The sequence below is a fragment of the Clostridioides sp. LIBA-7602 genome, assembly GCF_056688945.1.
In genome coordinates, this window is the sequence record NZ_CP196991.1 from 3,937,364 (window position 1) to 3,956,666 (window position 19,303).

Below are 19,303 nucleotides of genomic sequence, written 5' to 3' on the forward strand. Positions count from 1 at the left end.
TAATACTAAAACTTATATAGATAATATTTTTGCCATCTCATAAGCTTCTTTGTCAAACACTTTCTTTTGAGCTAAAGCCTCACTTATTTCTAAATCAATTATCTTATTTTCTTTTATTCCTACGACTCTAGCTGATTTTCCATCTAGTAATAATTCTACTGCTCTTACACCAAGTCTACTTGCTAGTATTCTATCAGATACAGTTGGACTTCCTCCTCTTTGGACATGCCCCAATACGGTTACTCTTAAGTCTGCCCCTGACTCTTTTTTAAGTTCTTTTTCTAAATCGCTAGCACTTCCGACACCTTCTGCCAAAACGATTATACTATGTCTCTTACCTCTTTTTTGAGTAGTCTTTAGTCTTAAAGCAACTTCATCAACTTTAATTTCTACTTCTGGTACTATTATAGTTTCAGCTCCCCCTGCAAGACCTGCATATAGAGCCAAATCTCCACAGTGTCTTCCCATGACTTCTACTATATTAACTCTTTCATGAGAAGATGATGTATCTCTTATCTTACCTATAGCATCTATAATAGTATTCATTGCAGTGTCAAATCCTATAGTATAATCTGTATATGCTAAATCGTTGTCTATAGTTCCTGGTATACCTATAGCTGGAAATCCTAAATCGCTAAGTTTTTGAGCTCCTGTAAATGAACCATCTCCACCAATTACAACTAAACAATCGATTTTATACTTTTTAAGAATTTTTACTGCTTTTAATCTACCTTCTTCTGTTTTAAATTCTTCACATCTAGAAGACTTTAATATAGTTCCTCCTCTGTGTATAATATCTCCAACAGAAGATAAGTTCATTTCAGTTAAATCTTCCTCTAGTAATCCCTTATATCCTCTATTGATTCCATATACTTTGCATCCATAATATATTGCTGATCTTACAACCGCTCTAATCGCAGCATTCATTCCTGGAGCATCTCCTCCACTTGTTAGTAATCCTATAGTTTTCATCTTTTTCCTCCTTGGATTTTATGTCAATTTTTTATTATAATCATTGTTATTATATGTTAATGGACTTTTTTTGTCCCTATATCATTTTTCAATCCCATCAAGACTAAAAAAATTAAATGTCCTTAAATGTCCATTTTGTGATATTATATCACAAAACGGACAATATTTTTCATATTATTATAATATATTTAGATTTTTATCCGAAAAATTAAGCTTTTATTTTTATGTTATCTTTAGGAAGTAACTTTTCTAAGTTATTTATAAATTCATCACATATACAAGTCAATACTCCTGTCATTTTATATGCTTTACGCTTACCATTTATATTTTCATCCATAGGATATAGGTATATACTATCATTGCCTGGATGCTGTTTAGCTATTTCTACAATATTATTAGTTGTATCTGTATCAGACATACTATCTATTTTCAAATACAATTTTTTACCACTTTGTGGTTTAATATCTTGTATATTTTTAGTTCTTCCTGAATTATAGTTTCTAGTTGCAAAATCAGTGCTATCGTTTATATCTTTTATCTCTCTAGCTATAAGTTTTGCATTTTCGCCTTCTTTTATACTTAATGTTCCTTTTACATAGATTATATTGTCTTCATTTAAAATGACATTGTATTTTTGTAATAATTGAGGAAAAACTACTATTTCTATAGCTCCATACAAATCTTCTAATTCAATAAACGCCATAATTTCATTTCTCTTTGTAGTTTTTATAGTTTTATTCACAATCATTCCACCCATTATGGCATCTGTTTCATTCATTTGTATATATGCTTCTTCATCCTCTTTTAATGAATTTAATTTTCCATTATCTATAGATGTTTTTTCTTGCAACTCTTTTTCAAATTGTGATAAAGGATGTCCACTTACATACATTCCCAGTACTTCTTTTTCAAGATTAAGTCTCTCTCTTTCTTCATATTCTTGTCTTTTAGGTAAACTATATATTTGTTGAAAATCATTATCTTCTTCACTATCTCCAAAAGCATCAAATAGAGAAATTTGACCTTGAACATTTTTCTTTCTATCCATAGATACACTTTCTAATAAACTTTCATAACCAGCCATTAAACTAGCTCTATTTTCACTTATATTATCAAAAGCTCCACATTTTATTAAGCTTTCTATTACTCTCTTATTTGTATCTTTTTGGTCTAACCTCTTAACTAAATCTACTAAATCTACAAATAATCCATTCGATTCTCTTTCGTCAATTATATTGTTTATTATGTTTACACCAACATTTTTTACAGCAGCTAGACCAAATCTTATATTATTACCTTCAACTGAAAACTTTGAAAAACTTTTATTTATATCTGGAGGCAATACATCTATTTCTAATGCTTTACATTCTCTTATATACTCAACTACCTTGTCAGTATTTCCCATGACACTCGTTATCAACGCCGCCATAAATTCAACTGGATAATATGTTTTTAGATAAGCTGTCTCATATGCTAAAACTCCATATGCCGCCGCATGTGATTTATTAAATGCATAACGAGCAAAGTCTATCATATCATCAAATATTTTATTAGCTATTTCCTCTTCTACACCATTTCTAATGCAACCTGCGATTTCTATATTGCCATCTTCATCAAATTTACCATGGATAAAATATTGTCTTTCTTCTTCCATTACATCCATCTTTTTCTTACTCATGGCTCTTCTAACCAAGTCACTTCGACCGTAACTATAACCACCCAAATCTCTAACAACCTGCATAACTTGTTCTTGATATACCAAACAACCATATGTTACTTCCATTATAGGCTTTAATTTTTCATGTAGGTAGGTTACATCTTTTGGATTGCTTTTGTTTTTTATATATGCAGGTATAGAATCCATTGGGCCTGGTCTAAACAGAGATATTCCCGCTACAATATCTTCAAAGTTGTCTGGTCTTAGTTGCTTTATAAAGCTTCTCATACCAGCACTCTCCAATTGGAATACTCCTAATGTGTTTCCAGATGATAACATCTCATATACCTTTGGGTCATCATAATCCATCTTTGAAAAATCTATTTTTTCTGTATAGTTTTTTATAACTCTATTTTTTTCTATTAAATCAAGAGTGTCTCTTATAACTGTAAGTGTTCTTAATCCAAGAAAGTCCATCTTTAAAAGACCCAGTTCTTCAAGTGTCGTCATAGTAAATTGTGTTGTTATTGCATCTTGATGTTTATATAGAGGCACATACTCATCTACAGGATTTTTTGATATAACTACTCCTGCTGCATGAGTAGAAGCATGTCTTAACATTCCTTCTATCTGTTTAGATATATTTATTATCTCTTTTGTTTCAGGGTCTTGGTCATACAACTCTTTAAGGTTAGGATTTGTATCTAGAGCTTTATCTATTGTCATTCCCAAAGCAAAAGGAATTTCTTTAGCTATCTTGTCAACTTTATTGTATCCTATATCTAACACTCTTCCTACGTCTCTTATTGCTGCTTTTGCACCCATTGTCCCAAAAGTTATTATTTGTGCAACATGGTCATCACCATATTTTCTCTTTACATAATCTATAACTTCTTCTCTTCTCTCATAACAAAAATCTATATCTATATCTGGCATAGATATACGTTCTGGATTTAAAAAACGTTCAAATAAGAGAGAATATTTTATTGGGTCTATATCAGTTATCTTAAGTGTATATGCTACTATTGAACCAGCTGCACTACCTCTACCTGGACCTACTATAATATTATTTTCTTTAGAAAAGTTTATGAAATCCCATACAATTAAGAAGTACTCCATATAGCCCATTTTTTCAATTACATCTAATTCATAATTTAATCTCTCCAGTATCTCATCACTGGGATTGTCATATCTCTCTTTTAATCCATTAAAACATAACTCCCTTAAATAAGTTTCTGGTGTATATCCTTCTGGAACATCATACTTCGGAAGATGTATAGTATTAAAATCAAACTCTACATTACACATGTCAGCTATTTTCGTAGTATTATCAATAGCTTCTAATGCATATGGAAATAATTCTTCCATTTCTTCTCTTGATTTCAAATAGAACTCTTCACTACCAAATCTCATTCTATTTGGGTCATTTAATGTTTTTCCCATTTGAATACACATAAGGACATCATGTATTTTTGAATCTTCTTTATTTACATAGTGGACATCATTAGTCGCAACTAGTGGAATACCAGTCTCTTTTGATAATTTCACTAATCCAGAATTTACTTCTTTCTGTTCGGGTAAATTATGGTCTTGAATCTCCAAAAAGAAATTTTCTTCTCCAAATATATCCCTGTAATCAATAGCAAATTGTTTTGCCTTTTCATAATTTCTATTCATTAAGGCACGTGCTACATCTCCTGCAAGGCATGCAGAAAGTGCTATAATTCCCTCATTGTGTCTTTTAAGTTCTTCCATATCAACTCTAGGCTTATAATAAAAGCCTTCTACATATGAAGTCGAAACTATTTTTATTAAATTTTTATAGCCTTCCATATTCTTAGCTAATAGAACTAAATGTCCTTGATATTTATCATAGTTTGGGTCTTTATCTCTAAGTCCACGTGCAGCCGTATAGACCTCACATCCTATAATTGGCTTTATTCCTTCTTCTATAGCTGTTTTGTAGAAATCTATAACACCAAACATACAACCATGGTCAGTGATAGCTATTGAGCTCATGTTTAACTCCTTAGCTCTTTTTATAAGTTTTTTCACCCTCGAAAATCCATCGAGTAAACTATACTCAGTATGTACATGAAGATGAGCAAAATCTTTGTCCATTAAATCACCTCCTGTTTTATAAATTTAATTTTACCACAAATATATGTCTTAAAACAAAAACAGAGACTTTTATCTCAAAATAGGAATTAACTTCAACATATCCCATTATATGTTAGAAATTAATGCTTATTCTGAGATTGTCCCCTCAATTTATTATAATGATTTTTTTCTCAAATCTGTCGCAATTTCCTCTATTTTTCTAAGCCTGTGATTGACACCAGATTTTCCTATCGGTGGCTCTAACATCTCTCCAAGTTCTTTGAGAGTCATATCTTCATACTCAATTCTAATATTAGCTATTTCTTGTAAATTTTCTGGTAAGCTGCTAATTCCTATAGTTTCTTGTATGAACTTAATATTTTCTACTTGTCTTACTGCTGCATTTACTGTTTTAGAAAGGTTAGCTGTCTCACAATTTACTATCCTGTTTACATTATTTCTCATTTCTTTTACTATTTTAGTATTTTGGAGACTTAAAAGAGCGTGGTGTCCTCCTATAATACTCAACAAATCTGATATTTGTTCACTCTCTTTAATATAAACAACATGATTATTTTTTCTAGCCACAATTTTACTATTAAAACCTAAAGAGTTTATAAGCTCTTTTAAGGAATCTGCAAACTCCTCGTTGTTAGTCACAAATTCCATATGATAGTTCTTTTCTGGGTCACTTATAGAACCTCCACCAAGAAAAGCACCTCTTATGAAAGCTCTTTTACATCCTTCGTGTTTAATTAAGCTATCTGGAATTTTGTTTATAGTAAAAAATCCTTCTTTATCTTCAAGTATACCTAATTTTTTTAATAACTTTTCTGAACCCATTTCACTTGTTACCATCAATACATAACTGTTATTTCTCTTTAACATTTGATTCTTATTTACAGAGATTGTAGTATTAATATTAAAATTCTTTTTTAATAACTTGAATACTTTACGGGCTATTGAATTTAATTCTGTTGTTATCTTTAGATTTAGTTTTTTATATCCAACAATTTGTATACTTCCCCCTGATTTGACTAGAGCTGACAATTCAGCTATATTACAACATTCATTTCCAGATACAATTCTCGCTAGTTCATTTTTGGTTTCAGTTGAAAAAGACATCTCTATCACCCATTAACTAATTTTTCTTTAACCTTTTTTTTATTTCTTGTAAGGCAACCTTTATTATCTCCTTTTCATCATCATATCTAGCTAGGTCTACAACTCTATCTAGATGGATAAATTTAGCATCAATAAAGCCTTCCTCTTTTTGTGGAATAGTATCCATATTCTTTGCTTGCATCAAATACCAAAAAACTGTTTTATGAACTGCTCTATTTTCATCCCAGTTTTCTTTGAATGTATAATGTATTTCACCTAAATATTTCAATATATCTGCCTTTACTCCAGTTTCTTCACTTACTTCACGTAATGCTGCCTCTTGGTTATTTTCCCCTTCTTCTACTTTTCCTTTGGGTAGCACCCAATCTCCATTGAACTTCCTTAGTAAAAGAATTGTATTGCCAAACAGGACTACACCACCAGCACTAACCTCTTCTCTCATCGATGTTCACTCCTTAAAACTAACATAATGATAAGGATTTCTACACAATTTTTTAAAATCCTTTTTTACTAACTTTTGTTGTAATTATGATTTAGGGCTAACTCAATAACTATGTTAGATATATACTTTGCATCATGTCTTATATAATTATTTTTTATTTCAATTAAATTCTTTTCTACGGTTTTTATACCTATCTCTTTTAATTTATCTTTTTGTTTTTTATCAAGCAAAACTTGTTCTGCTCCATCCTGTCTATAAAGGTCAAGCATTTCCTCTGGCAATATTTCATTGTTTGCTATTACATAATCTATTAAACTCTCATCAGTATGCTTCACTATAGCATTAACATGCTCTAATACGTTGTAACCATCTGTCTCACCTGGCTGGGTCATTATATTTGATATATATACTTTTGGAGCTACAGACGATTTAATGGCATCTACAATCCCATCTACAAGTAGATTTGGTATGATACTTGTATATAGGCTTCCAGGACCCATAATTATAATATCAGCATCATAAATAGAAGCAATAACATCCTTTAATGGTTTGACATCTTTTGGATTTAAAAAAATTTTGTCAATAGAGCTTTTTTGACTTTTCGATTCTTCTGGTATGCTAGATTCTCCATTTATTATGTTGCCATTCTCCAATTTTGCAACTAAGTTTACATCTTCTAAGGTTACTGGCAAAACTCTTCCTGTTATAGCAAAAATCTCACTTAATTTATACACAGCCTTTTCAAAGTTGCCATACAATCCATTCATAGCAGCCAAAAATAAATTTCCAAAACTCTGACCTTTCAAAAGTCCTTCTGTAAATCTATATTGCATGACTTCATTCATTGTTGGTTCTATATTTGCAAGTGCTAATAGACAGTTTCTTATATCTCCTGGTGGTAGCATCCCTAGGTCTTCTCTCAATACACCTGAACCTCCACCATCATCAGCAACAGTAACAATTGCAGTGATATTCTGTGTGGAATGTTTAAGACCTCTTAAAAATACTGACTGACCAGTACCTCCACCTATCACTACTACATTTGGGTCTCTATTTTCAACAATAGACCTTTGAAATAATTTTACTTTTTCATTTTTTGCTTTTTTATATATAAATAACGATACAATTAATGCAATCCAACCTAAAATTCCTACAATAATAAGTAATTTAGCCATGTTTGCCTCCACTATCGTAACATAGAGTCTCTATGTTTCTTTACAACCCTATATCCTTTATTAGATAAATCCTCCGCTATAAGATTTGTTATAGTAACTGACCTATGTCTTCCACCTGTACATCCAACACCAATTACTAAATGTTGTTTTCCTTCCTCTATATATTGAGGCACTAAAAAATGAATCATATCTAAAAGTTTTATATAAAATTCTTCACTGATTTTAGAATTCATAACATAGTCTCTAACTTCTTTATCATCACCAGTTTTAGATCTCAATTCTTCAACATAATATGGATTTGGAAGAAATCTTACATCGAATACTAAATCTGCATCAGCAAGTATACCATGTTTAAACCCAAAAGATACTACAGATATAGTTAAATTTGGATTATCTTCACCAGAAGAATATATTTTCTTTATTTCTTCTTTAAGGTCTTTTGGCTTCATATTAGTTGTATCAATTATACATGTAGATAATTCCTTTAAAGGCTCCATTATTTTTCTTTCCATTTTTATACCTTCTGGAATCTGCATATCTTTTGCCAACGGATGATTTCTTCTTGTCATTTTATATCTCTTTAACAGTACATCATCATCACAATCCAAATATACCATCTCATATTCATAATTTTCTTTTTCCAAGTAGTTTAAGCTTTCATGAAGAGCTTCAAAAAATTTTCTTCCTCTTATATCTATCCCTAGAGCAACTTTATCAATACTTGAATTTGGTTGATAACATAATTCTGCAAATTTAGTTATTAAAGCAGGAGGTAGATTATCTACACAATAAAATCCCATATCCTCTAAAGCTCTCATTGTCTCACTTTTTCCAGATCCTGAAAGACCTGTAACTATAACAAATTTCATTGCTAACTCCTCCCTTTTATCTTACGTTTATTCTATTATAATGTTTTCTACTAATGATACATCTAGATTAGAATTAAATACAGTCTTTATCGCTAGTTCAAAGTCACCAACTCGTTCTGGACAATGTGCGTCTGAACCTATCACAAATTTATTTTTTAACTCTTTTATCTTGTTTAATTGATTAACATTCAAAAAAGAATGACTACTATTTATTTCAAGTCTAGTATCTGTTTTTTTTGCTCTCTTTGCTACTTCTTCTATATACACATCGCCTTTATCTCCAGGATGAGTAATTATAAAAATATCATTATTACTCATCGCATTTATTACAGCTTTTGTATTATATTCTTTTGCTTTTTCAGTTTTGAATATATAATTATTACAATGATTTAATAGACTTTTGAATGAGGTTGGAGTAGAGCCAAAATGATAACCAGCCATAATATAGTCAAATTCTTTGATAAATTTATCATCCATATCTATATTCCCTTTGTCATCTAATATGTTACACTCCATACCTAAGAGTATATTTATATCACTATATTTATCATTTAAATAATTTACTTCTTCTCTCATTTTAAGAATATCTTTTTTCTTTACACCATATGCAATATGTTTATAACTATGGTCTGATATTCCTATTGTTTTTATTCCCTTAGAAATGGCCACCTTTACATTGTCTTCAATAGTCCCTTTTCCATGACTATATAATGTATGTGTATGATAATCAGCCAGTATTTTCATCTGTTAATCCTCTCCAAGTATTTTGACTTCTTCTTCCAACATAACCCCAAACTTGGCATATACAGCACTTTTTATAACATATATTAAATCTAAGATATCTTTAGCATTTGCTTCTCCTTGATTAACTACAAATCCACAATGCTTCTCAGACACTTGTGCTCCTCTTAAAGTAAGACCTCTTAATCCAGTTTCCTCTATTAATTTACCTGCAAAATATCCTGTTGGTCTTTTAAATGTACTTCCTGCACTAGCAAAATTTAATGGTTGTTTAGTTGTTCTTCTTGTTGCCAAATCGTCCATTAAACTTTTTATTTCATCATAATTTCCTTTTTGTAATTCTAATTCTGCTGATAAGGCTATATAGCCATTTTTTGATATTATACTTCCTCTATACCCAAATTCCATCTGTTCATTTGATAGTTCAAATATATTTCCTTCCATATCCATTAATCTTACTGATTTTACTATATCTTTCATTTCGCCACCATATGCCCCAGCATTCATGGCTAATGCTCCTCCCAATGTTCCAGGTATCCCTGATGCAAATTCAAATCCTTTTAATTCTTGTTTTTGAAGAGCTTTACCTAAAACTGATAACAAAACTCCTGACTGAGCAATCATTCTAGTATCATTTATTTCATAAGAATTGAAATTATCGGCTAATTCTATTACAATACCTCTTATTCCACCATCTTTAATTAAAATATTTGAGCCATTTCCAATTATTAAATATGGAATGGATTCCTTTTTTACCAACTGAAGTACATTTTTTAATTGTTCTTCTGTTCTAGGTCTAACCAATATATCTGCTGGTCCTCCTACTCTAAATGAAATATGCTTTTTCATAGGTTCATCAACTTTTATATCATCTTTACTTAATATATTTAATAAATTTTCGTATATATCTTGATTATTCATTGTATTTCCTCCCAAATTATACTGAACTTTAGCTGTCATTCTTATTTAAATTACATTAATATATAGTATTAACTATATTCAATAATATATGATTTTGCTTATCATATGGATTTTATATTTTAAGTTTCTTAATTACAAACTATATTCAATAAATATATAATAAATTAAAAAAAAAAAAATAACAACATATAAAAGAATATAAATAATTTAAAAAAAGCATCAATATCACTGATATCAATGCTTTAAAAGGCAATTTAATTCGTATTATTTATCTAACTATTTTTAACATAGCAAAGATAATAAATTCCTCCAACTATTATGGAACCTCCAACAATATTTCCAAGTGTTACAAATACCAAATTAGTTATGAATTGGACTATAGTTATATTTGCTCCTAATGCCATTCCCATTGGTATAAAAAACATATTTGCAACGCTATGTTGGAATCCACATAACACAAATAGCATTATTACTGTCCAGCATGAAGTTAACTTTGATACTACATCTTGAGATGCTGTAGCCATCCATACAGCTAAAACTACTAGAATATTGCAAAGTATTGCTTTTAAAAACATTGAAACTATAGTTGAATTAACTTTAGCTTCTGCTACAGCTATAGCTTTTGTAGCTGCATCCCCTGTCAATGTAGAAGAATAAAATACAAGTGCGACTAATAAAATTGAACCTACTAAATTTGCAAAATAAACCAGTCCCCAGTTTCTTAACATTTTTCCTAATGTTATTTTTTTGTCCATAAGTGGAATAAGCATTAAAGTATTTCCAGTGAATAACTCTGCTCCTGCTACTACTACAAGCATAAGACCTACTGGAAAGACCATAGCACTTAAAAAACTAGCTACTCCTGGGTCTATTTTACCGAAAGTCTGACTAACTATAATACTCCCCAATGCCCCTAAACCTATAAATGCTCCTCCAAATAAACCTAATAAAATTGCATTTTGTGTTGAAATATTCGCTTTTTTAATGCCAGCACTTATAGTTGCTTGTGCTGTTTCCCCAGGTGTCAAGAATCCTTTACTCATAAATCCTTCCCCCTTAAAAATTATACTTTTCCTTGTCTTTTTATGGCAATAATTATATAATAACAATATGATATATAATAAATTTTATTAACATAAAAAATATACTATATGCTTATATATACTTGTCTCATATAATTATACTATTTATTATATACCAACTTTGTTAATTTCGAAATAATTTATATCGAATTTGAAAAATTTACCTCTCGATTATTTATTTTACTTTTTTATTGTTGAGGTATTATATATAATAGATATATGTTTGTGTTATTATATATAATTACTTATTTTAATAAATATTTGAAGGAGGAAATTTTATGTTTGATATATCATTTTTCGAAATGTCGATATATGAAATAGCAGTTACTACAATATATATAATTAATTTCATGGTTATACTGAACCTTATCTTTAGAGAAAAAAGAAACATAAATACAACTCTAACATGGCTTCTTATATTGGTATTAATTCCTGCACTTGGATTCATACTTTATATAGCTTTTGGTAGAAATATTTCAAAAAACAATATGTTTAGATTGAAAGAAAAGGACGATAAGATAATCAAAAGTAACATACTAGATACTCAAGTTAAACTCCAGTCTACTTCTGAAATTGATTCAGATATACATCAACATAAGGATATGATTTATGCATTAGCTAATTCAAATAATGCTCATTATACCAATAATAACGATGTGTGGATTTATGCTGAGTCTAGTCAATTTTTTAACAGTCTTCTTGATGAACTTAAAAAAGCTAAAAAATATATAAACATACAATTTTACATTTTCAAAGATGACAAAATCGGAACTGAAATAATCGACATTCTAGTAGCTAAAGCTAAAGAAGGTGTTGAAGTAAGACTTTTATTTGACGCAGTGGGTGGTAGAACACTAAAGAATAGTACACTCTCTAGACTTAAAGAAAGTGGTGTTAAAGTTGGAAGCTTCTTCCCATCATTCTTAAAAATTGTAAACTTTAACTTAAACTATAGAAATCACCGAAAAATTGTTGTTATTGATGGTAAAGTAGGATTTGTAGGTGGATATAATGTTGGTGATGAATATTTAGGTAGAAATCCAAAATTTGGTCTATGGAGAGATACACATACTAAGCTTACTGGTGATTGTGTAATTGACCTGAATATGAGATTTATCCTTGATTGGAGATACACAACTAAAGAAGATTTAGACTTAGAAAAGTACTTTATAGAAGAAGAAGCACACTCTAATCATCCTTCTGAAAATATTGGGATTCAGATAGTGTCAAGTGGTCCAGATATATCAGAGCTTGACGAAATTAAATATGGTTACCTTAAAATGATTCAGAAAGCTAGAAAGTATATATATATACAGAGTCCTTATTTAATACTTGACTCAACGTTTATAGATACTTTAAAAATAGCTTGTTTATCTGGTGTTGATGTAAGAATTATGATTCCTTCTAAACCTGACCATCCTTTTGTATACTGGGCATCATATTCATATGCTGGAGAGCTTTTAAACTTTGGAGCTAAAATTTATACTTATGGTCAAAATGCATTTTTACATGCTAAAACGATAGTTATAGATGACTCTATCTGCTCTATAGGAACAGCTAATATGGACATAAGAAGCTTTGAACTTAATTTTGAAGTAAATGCATTTATGTACTCTTCAAAAAAAGCATTGGAACAAAGAATTATATTTGAAAATGATATTTTAGATTCAAAAGAAATAACATTAGATATATATAATTCTAGGTCTACTTATATAAAAATCAAGGAATCAATTTCTAGACTATTATCAGCAGTTTTATAAATCTTTTATTTTATAAAAATTTTACATTTCAGTTTATTTTTTAAAGTTTTTTATATATATTATTTTTTTTTTATTGAATTTAGTCCATTTTTTTTATTTTTTTTAACTATTCTGAATTATTTTATATTATAATAGACTAGTATAGTTTTTATTTTTAATAGGTAACTTTTTTGCATTGTTTTTATGAATAAAGAAATTGTTGTATATTGTTCTTTCTTTATTGTTTTGGTTTTGTTCACCAACATAAGGTTGGGGTCAACTCATGGTTAATTATTTTTTGAAAAATAATAACTTTAAAAAGAAAAGGGGGATTTGTTATGTGCGATTTTATTTCACACAACAAGCAATTATTTGACGAACTAGATATATTTATTGACTCTCTTGCAACAAAGGAAGGTGCGTTAATACAAGTTCTACATGAAGCGCAAGGTATATTTGGATATCTTCCAAAAGAAGTTCAGCTTCACGTTGCTAGAAAACTTGGCGTAGCTCCTGCAAAGGTATATGGAGTTGTTACATTCTATTCTTATTTTACTACAGAACCTGTAGGTAAGTATAAAATCAGTGTCTGTCTAGGTACTGTATGTTTTGTAAAAGGTGCTGACAAGATATTAAGCGCTTTTGAAAAACAGCTTGGTATAAAAGTTGGAGAAACTACTAGTGATTTTAAATTTTCTTTAGAAGGTTTAAGATGCTTGGGGGCATGTGGTTTAGCTCCAGTTGTTACTGTAAATGGTAAAGTTTATGGTAAGGTAAAACCCGACCAAGTAAGCGAAATATTAGATACTTATAGAGAATTAGAATTGAATTGTTAAGAGGGGTGAATAAATAATGCGTAAAGTAAATTCATTTGATGAATTAAAAGTTTTGGCTGATGAGCTGAAACCTAATCTTAGCTTAAGAAAAAATTATTCTAAGGAAAATGTATTAAGAAGAGAATTACTTGTTTGTTGTGATACTGGATGTACATCTTCAAACAGTATGGAAATAGTTAGTGAATTAGAAAATGAAATAAAAAAATCAGGAATCCAAGACAAAGTTAGTGTTCGCTTGACTGGTTGTTTTGGTTTCTGTGCTCAAGGTCCTATCGTAAAAGTTTATCCTGATAACGTTTTCTACGTAAAGGTTGAACCATCAGATGCTGAAAAGATAGTTCAAAGCCACTTGATTAGAAATACAGTTGTTGAGGAATTATTATATGAAGAAGAATCTTTAAGTAAAAAAGTAGAAGAACAAGAAGAAATGTCTTTCTACAAGAAGCAATTACGTATAGCTTTAAAAAATTGTGGACTTATAGACCCAGATAGTATAGAAGAATATATTGCCAATGATGGTTATTTAGCCCTAGGCAAATGTTTAACTTCTCTTACTCCTCAAGAAGTTATTGCAGAAGTAAAAACTTCTGGTCTTCGTGGTAGAGGTGGTGCTGGTTTCCCTACAGGTTCTAAATGGGAAGCTGCTTCAAAAAATCCTGCTGGTCCAACAGATAAAAAATTCGTTGTCTGTAATGCTGACGAAGGTGACCCAGGTGCATTTATGGATAGATCAGTACTTGAAGGTGACCCTCACAGTGTACTAGAAGCTATGGCAATATGCGGATATGCTATAGGCTCTGATACAGGTTACATATACATAAGAGCAGAATATCCAAAATCTATAGAAAGATTAAAAGTAGCTATAGCTCAAGCTGAAAAATATGGTTTACTTGGCGAAAATATATTAGGTACTGGATTTAACTTTAAATTAGAATTAAAATACGGTGCAGGAGCTTTCGTTTGTGGTGAAGGTACAGCTCTAATGCATTCAATTGAAGGTAGACGTGGAGAACCTAGAATGAAGACTTATAGTTCTTCTAAGAGTGGTTTATGGAAATCTCCTACTTGCTTAAACAATGTTGAGACTTTTGCTAATATTCCAGCAATCATACTGAATGGTGGAAGCTGGTTTGCTAACTTAGGAACTGAAGATTCTAGTGGTACTAAAGTTTTTGCTCTTGGTGGAAAAGTAGAAAACGTAGGGCTTGTTGAAGTTCCAATGGGTACTACTTTAAGAGATATCGTATTTGAAATTGGTGGAGGAATCCCTGAAGACAAACAATTCAAGGCAGTTCAAACAGGTGGGCCATCTGGTGGATGTATACCAACTGAGCATTTGGACATCCCTATAGACTTTGGTTCATTAAGTTCTATAGGCTCAATGATGGGTTCTGGTGGTATGCTTGTTCTTGATGAATCTGACTGTATGGTAGATATAGCCAAATTCTTCCTTGAGTTTACTGTTGAAGAATCTTGTGGTAAATGTACACCTTGTCGTATAGGTACTACAAGATTATTAGAAATATTAACTAAAATTACAGAAGGTAATGGTACTCTACAAGATTTAGATGACCTAGAAAACCTTGCTGAAACTATACAAACTGCTTCATTATGTGGTCTTGGTAAAGCTGCTCCAAACCCTGTTTTAAGTACTCTTCAATATTTCAAAGATGAGTATATAGCTCATGTTGTGGATAAGAAATGTCCTGCTGGCAAATGTCAAAACTTACTTTCTTACTTTATAACAGATGCTTGTAAGGGTTGTACAAAATGTTCTAGAGTGTGTCCTGCTGGTTGTATAACAGGTTCTGTTAAAGAACAACATACAATAGATACTTCTAAGTGTCTAAAATGTGGTGCTTGTATAGATAATTGTACATTTAACGCTATAATCAAGAAATAACTTATTTGGAGGAGGAATAACAATGAGTTTAGTTAATTTAACTATTAATGGCAAACACGTTTCAGCACCTAGTGGAACTTCTATCTTAGATGCTGCGAAATTAATAAATATAAAAATACACAATCTTTGTCATTTACATATGAATGAAATAGATAAGCTTGACACTTGTGCATCTTGTCGTGTTTGTATGGTTGAGACAGAGAGAGGCCTAGTTCCAGCTTGTGGGACAGTTATAAAGGAAGGTATGAGAGTTCAAACTAATAGTGCAAAAGCATTAAATGCTCGTAGAACTATTGTTGAATTATTGTTATCAGACCATCCACAAGATTGTTTTGTATGTGAAAAAAATGGAGATTGTGAATTACAGACTATAGCTGCTGATTTAGGAGTAAGAAAAATAAGATATCAAGGTTCTAAATCTTTTGCAGGTAAGGATACTTCTACTAAGTCTTTAGTTAAAGACCACTCTAAGTGTATATTATGTAGAAGATGTGAAACTGTATGTAATGATATACAAACAGTAGGAGCATTATCTGGAGTTAATCGTGGATTTAATACTTTAGTTAGTACATTCTTTAACGCTGATATGGTTGAAACAGAGTGTACATTCTGTGGTCAATGTATATCTGTCTGTCCAACTGGAGCATTAACAGAAGTAGATAATGTACCTAAACTTTGGGATGTTTTAAATAGAAAAGAAAAAACTATAGTAGTGCAAGTTGCTCCTGCTGTAAGAGTTGCAATTGGTGAAGAATTTGGATTAGAGCCAGGTTCAATTTCTACAGGAAAAATGGTAGCTGCTTTAAAAGCACTTGGATTTGAACATGTATTTGATACAAACTTTGGTGCAGACTTTACTATCATGGAAGAAGCTACTGAATTTATAGAGAGAATCCAAAGTGGTGAAAATCTTCCTATATTAACTAGTTGTTGTCCTGCATGGGTAAACTTCTTAGAGCATAATTATCCAGATAAGTTAAATTTAGCATCTAGCTGTAAGTCTCCTCAAGGTATGTTTGGTTCTATAGCTAAAAATTACTACGCACCTAAAATATTAGGAATCAATCCTGAAGAGCTTTATGTTGTATCTGTAATGCCTTGTGTAGCTAAAAAATATGAAGCTTCAAGAGAAGAATTAAGTGAATCTGGAATACTAGATGTTGACCTTTCTATAACTACTAGAGAGTTAGCTAAGATGATAAAAGAGGCTGCTATCGATTTACCTAATCTTCAAGACCAAGATTTTGATAATCCTTTAGGAAAATCTACAGGTGCTGCATCTATATTTGGAGCAAGTGGTGGAGTTCTAGAAGCTGCTCTACGTACTTCATATGAGAAGATAACTAATAAGACTTTAGATAATGTAAACTTTACTAATGTTAGAGGTCTTAAAGGAATAAGAGAAGCAAGCATAGATGTTGATGGAACTACAGTTAATGTGTGTATTGTAAATACACTTAAAAATGCTAGAAAGATTATGGATAAGGTTAGAAGTGGAGAATGTAAATATCACATTATAGAAGTTATGGCATGTCCTGGTGGATGTGTTGGAGGTGCTGGTCAACCTTATCACCATGGTAATACTGAAATAGTTGATAGACGTGCAAATGCATTATATGAAATAGATAGAAATAAAGCTATACGTAAATCTCATGAAAACCCTGATTTACAAGCTATTTATAAAGACTTCTTTGGAGACCCAAATAGCGATGTAGCTCATAAATATCTTCATACTCATTACTTCGATAAGAGCTGTATCTATGGAGAATGTCCACAAGAATGTGCTTGTGAGGAATCTAAATAAGCTCTAACAATTATAAAATTAAGTGTTCTTAAATAAAAGGATTGTCTTAAAATACTCTTAAGTATTTTAAGACAATCCTTATTAGTTTAATTTAATACAACTTCCTAGACTCATAGATTAATTAAAGAATCCCAGCCATCCTCATAAGTTGTTTTGCATTTGTAGTTTTACATCTTCCATCTTTTATCATATAGTCAAAATGGATTTTATCATCTACATAGTACTCTGAGAAATGATAGTTTACAACTTCAACATCTCCACTACCTGAAAGGTCACATAACTCAAAATCATGTGTTGTAACCATACTTATAACCCATGGTCTTGATAGCTTCTTTACTGCCTCACTTGCTCCAATAATTCTATCAGCAGAGTTAGTTCCCTTAAAAATCTCATCCACTAAAACCAACATTGGTAATTCTTTTAAGCTATATTGAATCATTGATTTTATTCTAAGAATCTCAGCATAAAAAGTTGATATTCCTTGGCTTACATCATCTTGTATTCTCATAGATGTAAATATAGCCATACAAGTTGCATCAAAATTCTTAGCGCATACTGGTCCTCCTGCATATGCTAATACTAAGTTCACTCCTATACTTCTTAAAAATGTTGTTTTTCCAGACATATTTGAACCTGTAATAATACATGTCTGAGAATTTAATTGTATTGAGTTTGCTATTACACTTTTCTCTGCTATCAATGGATGATATACTTCTTCAACTTTTAACCTTGGAGCATCTTCATATTTTATTACTGGAAAGCATGTATTCTCCTTTACATGACCAATAACTGTTAAACTTATTAGAGCTTCAAATTCCCCAATAGATTCCAGCCATCCTCTAATTTGATTTCCATACATTCCTTTCCATCGTTCCAGAGATTCTGCACAATGATAATTCCACATAAGAACACCGCAAGCAATTATATATAATATCTGATTATATCTTAAATTCACAGCATTTCCTATTGAATTCAATTGTTTAATACCTTTTGAAACGCCACTTCCCTTAGAAAGTTTTTCTTGTAATTCTTTCAAGTAAGTACTTTCAAATGTCTCTTTTTCTAAAACCTCAAACATCTTTTCATATACTTGTATATTTCTACTAAATGAAAATAATGGAGAAAGAGTTTGCATAAGTTTCGTATGCCCAAAGCCACTAAATCCCAACTGTATTATAAAAAGTAAAAAAACAGGTAAAATAGGTAAAAAACCTAATGTAAAAAATATAAAAGATAGGATTGTAGCAGTAGGTAGACCCCAAGTAAAAATATGCATCCATTTAGGTATATATACATTTTTATTTTCTCCATACTCTATAAATGTTTCTATACTCCCATCAGAGTTATTTTTTTGCTCCTTACCAATTATATTGCTCAGTGTTTGAATATGAATAGAAAAGTCATCTTTTGATAAAAGTTCTTTTATTGCTATTTGTCTCTCTGATATTATCTTATCATCTGGATTTTCATTCCATAATGACTTAGCCAAGGACTTCTTCCCATAAGATGTATTAGCTACACATATATATTGATACAATGAAGCTCCTCCAAACAAATCTAAATCTTTTGCTTGTGAATTCTCATCTTTTAAGTATTCTTTACCATCTATTTTGAATTCTTTCCATCCATCTCCAAATCGTTTGATATACTTGTCTATTACTTCACCCTTACTTTTAAAATACATTTCTTCTTCTTTTACTTTATTATGAATAACCAAGAGTGCTATAAATAATATAATTGCTATAGCTCCAACAAAAATACCTGCTATATTTTTATTATAAAATCCAATAGCAAATCCTGCTATCACTATCAAAAAAGAGATTAATCTTGCTGTGCTTATATTATTTGACTTTTTACTTAAGAGCAATTCTTTTTCAGTAGTACTTTGTAAAAGTTTACTAAAATAGTCTATTCCCATAAAAAATTCCAACTTTCTT

14 protein-coding genes are annotated in these 19,303 nt (G+C 30.6%); 4 read left to right on the forward strand and 10 right to left on the reverse strand.

Going from position 1 to position 19,303, the window contains the following annotated elements:
• Positions 1 to 12: 12 nt before the first annotated feature.
• The 9 genes from pfkA to ACTG45_RS18315 form a co-directional block, all read right to left on the reverse strand.
• Positions 13 to 972, reverse strand: coding sequence for a 6-phosphofructokinase (gene pfkA, locus ACTG45_RS18275; RefSeq protein WP_021386333.1), 960 nt, complete (start codon positions 970 to 972; stop codon positions 13 to 15).
• A 208-nt stretch (positions 973 to 1,180) separates the two neighbouring features.
• Positions 1,181 to 4,750, reverse strand: a complete 3,570-nt coding sequence (locus ACTG45_RS18280; protein ID WP_021386328.1) for a DNA polymerase III subunit alpha — start codon at positions 4,748 to 4,750, stop codon at positions 1,181 to 1,183.
• A 153-nt stretch (positions 4,751 to 4,903) separates the two neighbouring features.
• The gene (gene whiA / locus ACTG45_RS18285; RefSeq protein WP_021386323.1) at positions 4,904 to 5,854 is read right to left on the reverse strand and encodes a DNA-binding protein WhiA; all 951 of its coding nucleotides are present in this window, start codon (positions 5,852 to 5,854) and stop codon (positions 4,904 to 4,906) included.
• Positions 5,855 to 5,870: 16 nt separating this feature from the next.
• The gene (locus tag ACTG45_RS18290) at positions 5,871 to 6,296 is read right to left on the reverse strand and encodes an NUDIX hydrolase (protein ID WP_003416968.1); all 426 of its coding nucleotides are present in this window, start codon (positions 6,294 to 6,296) and stop codon (positions 5,871 to 5,873) included.
• Positions 6,297 to 6,364: 68 nt separating this feature from the next.
• On the reverse strand, positions 6,365 to 7,471 hold the full coding sequence (locus ACTG45_RS18295) for a gluconeogenesis factor YvcK family protein (protein ID WP_479917717.1): 1,107 nt from the start codon (positions 7,469 to 7,471) through the stop codon (positions 6,365 to 6,367).
• 11 nt (positions 7,472 to 7,482) lie between these two features.
• Positions 7,483 to 8,340, reverse strand: coding sequence for an RNase adapter RapZ (gene rapZ / locus ACTG45_RS18300; RefSeq protein ID WP_021386320.1), 858 nt, complete (start codon positions 8,338 to 8,340; stop codon positions 7,483 to 7,485).
• A gap of 27 nt (positions 8,341 to 8,367) precedes the next feature.
• Positions 8,368 to 9,084, reverse strand: coding sequence for a PHP domain-containing protein (locus ACTG45_RS18305; protein ID WP_021386308.1), 717 nt, complete (start codon positions 9,082 to 9,084; stop codon positions 8,368 to 8,370).
• Positions 9,085 to 9,087: 3 nt separating this feature from the next.
• Positions 9,088 to 10,002 (reverse strand): UDP-N-acetylmuramate dehydrogenase, encoded by a 915-nt coding sequence (gene murB, locus ACTG45_RS18310; RefSeq protein WP_479917718.1) that lies wholly within the window; start codon positions 10,000 to 10,002, stop codon positions 9,088 to 9,090.
• A 272-nt stretch (positions 10,003 to 10,274) separates the two neighbouring features.
• Positions 10,275 to 11,045 carry a formate/nitrite transporter family protein gene (locus tag ACTG45_RS18315; protein ID WP_021386327.1) on the reverse strand — a complete coding sequence of 257 codons (771 nt, stop codon included), beginning with the start codon at positions 11,043 to 11,045 and terminating at the stop codon, positions 10,275 to 10,277.
• 317 nt (positions 11,046 to 11,362) lie between these two features.
• Here ACTG45_RS18315 and cls point away from each other — a divergent pair, with 317 nt between their 5' ends.
• The 4 genes from cls (at position 11,363) to ACTG45_RS18335 (ending at position 17,366) form a co-directional block, all read left to right on the forward strand.
• Entirely contained in the window at positions 11,363 to 12,844 is a 1,482-nt protein-coding gene (gene cls, locus ACTG45_RS18320) for a cardiolipin synthase (RefSeq protein ID WP_479917719.1), read from the forward strand.
• 317 nt (positions 12,845 to 13,161) lie between these two features.
• Positions 13,162 to 13,659 carry an NADH-quinone oxidoreductase subunit NuoE family protein gene (locus tag ACTG45_RS18325; protein ID WP_003416946.1) on the forward strand — a complete coding sequence of 166 codons (498 nt, stop codon included), beginning with the start codon at positions 13,162 to 13,164 and terminating at the stop codon, positions 13,657 to 13,659.
• Between the two features lie 16 nt (positions 13,660 to 13,675).
• A complete protein-coding gene (locus ACTG45_RS18330; protein ID WP_021386321.1) occupies positions 13,676 to 15,562 on the forward strand; it encodes an NADH-quinone oxidoreductase subunit NuoF in 1,887 nt (628 codons plus the stop codon).
• Between the two features lie 22 nt (positions 15,563 to 15,584).
• Positions 15,585 to 17,366, forward strand: coding sequence for an NADH-dependent [FeFe] hydrogenase, group A6 (locus ACTG45_RS18335; protein ID WP_021386324.1), 1,782 nt, complete (start codon positions 15,585 to 15,587; stop codon positions 17,364 to 17,366).
• Between the two features lie 121 nt (positions 17,367 to 17,487).
• Here the strand turns inward: ACTG45_RS18335 and ACTG45_RS18340 are convergent, their stop codons facing one another.
• Positions 17,488 to 19,284: a MutS-related protein gene (locus tag ACTG45_RS18340; protein ID WP_021386317.1), complete on the reverse strand. Its 1,797-nt coding sequence runs from the start codon at positions 19,282 to 19,284 to the stop codon at positions 17,488 to 17,490.
• Between the last annotated feature and the right edge of the window lie 19 nt (positions 19,285 to 19,303).